General features: G+C 71.1%; 1 protein-coding gene. It reads left to right on the top strand.

All coding sequences use genetic code 11. From position 1 onward, the window contains the following. Window positions 1-1,553: calcium-binding protein (locus tag DJ017_RS19885; protein ID WP_227000273.1), on the top strand; the 1,553-nt coding region annotated here is incomplete at both ends.

Below are 1,553 nucleotides of genomic sequence, written 5' to 3'. Positions count from 1 at the left end.
CCACGTCGACACCCATGGCATCGGCGTCTCCGGCGCGATCACCGTCTTCAACGACGAAGGCGCGGGGAACGACACCCTCGACGGCGGCGCCGGCAATGACCTGATCAAGGGCGAGGCCGGCGACGACCTCCTGACCGGCGGCAGCGGCAACGACGTGATCGACGGCGGCGCCGGCTCTGACACCGCGGTCTTCTCCGGGGCCCAGGCCAACTACTCGGTCGCGGTCCAGGCCGACGGCAGCGTCATCGTCACCGACCTGCGCACCGGCTCGCCGGACGGGACGGACACCCTGACGAACGTCGAGACGCTGAAGTTCTCGGACACGAGCGTGCAGGTGAACGCCGGCTCCGGCCTGGCGGGCGGCCCCGGCAACGACACGTTCCAGGGCGGCTCCGGCGCGGACACCTTCTCCGGCGACGGCGGCTCGGACACCCTGCAGGGTGGGGCCGGCAACGACAGCCTGGCGGGCGGCGATTCCTACGACTTCCTGCGCGGCCAGGGCGGCGACGACACCCTCTCTGGCGGCAATGGCGAGGACTTCCTGGTCGGCGGCGCCGGCAACGACATCATCGACGGCGGCGCGGGCATCGACCGGGCGGTCTACGGGGACGCCCCCAACGGGGTCACGGTGGACCTGACCCTGCAGGGCCAGGCGCAGAACACCGGCAACGGCGTCGACACGCTCAGCAACATCGAGCAGCTCTCGGCCACCGCCTTCAACGACGTCCTGACGGGCGACGGAAACGACAACTGGATTTGGGGGACCGGCGGCGCCGACACGATCTCGGCCGGCGGGGGCAACGACCTCGTCTCCGTCGGGGCGGGGGCAGCGAAGCTCGACGGCGGCGCCGGCGTCGACGCCCTCGAATTCTACAGCGACACCCTGACCGGTCCCGTGAACGTCTCGCTGGCGTTGCAGGGGCAGGCCCAGAACACGGGCCAGGGGTCGATGACCATCTCGAACTTCGAGAACCTGGTCGGGACCGTCTACGGCGGCGACACGCTCGCGGGCGACGGCGCCGCCAACCTGCTGGCCGGCTGGGGCGGCTCGGACTCGATCTCCGGCGGCTCGGGTTCGGACACCCTGATCGGCGACGGCACGATCTTCCCCGACCCGGGCGCCGACGGCGGTGCGGGCGCCGGGGCGATCATCCTCTTCGTCGACGATCCGGATGCCCCGGCCGGGAATGACACCTTGGACGGCGGCGCGGGCAACGACAGCGTGAACGGCGGGGTCGGGAACGACCTGATCGTGGGCGGCGGGATCGGCAACGACACCATCGACGGCGGCGCAGGCGTCGATACCGTCAGCTACGCCACCGCCACCGCATGGGTGGATGTGGAGCTTCCGGCCGGCACGGTCGGCATGAACGGCTCGGCCAAAGATCAGATCGCCAACGTCGAGGCGGTAGTCGGCTCGGCCTATTGGGACAAGCTGGTCGGCGACGGAAACGCCAACCTGCTGTCGGGGGGCGCGGGGCACGACTATCTCTCGGGCGGGGCGGGGAACGATACGGTTCAGGGCGGCGCCGACGACGACTTCGTCTCCGGCG

It is taken from the genome of Phenylobacterium soli (genome assembly GCF_003254475.1).
Classification (GTDB): Bacteria; Pseudomonadota; Alphaproteobacteria; order Caulobacterales; family Caulobacteraceae; genus Phenylobacterium; species Phenylobacterium soli.
The sequence above is the reverse complement of the archived record's forward strand: the minus strand, read 5'-3'. Positions and strand labels throughout refer to the sequence as shown.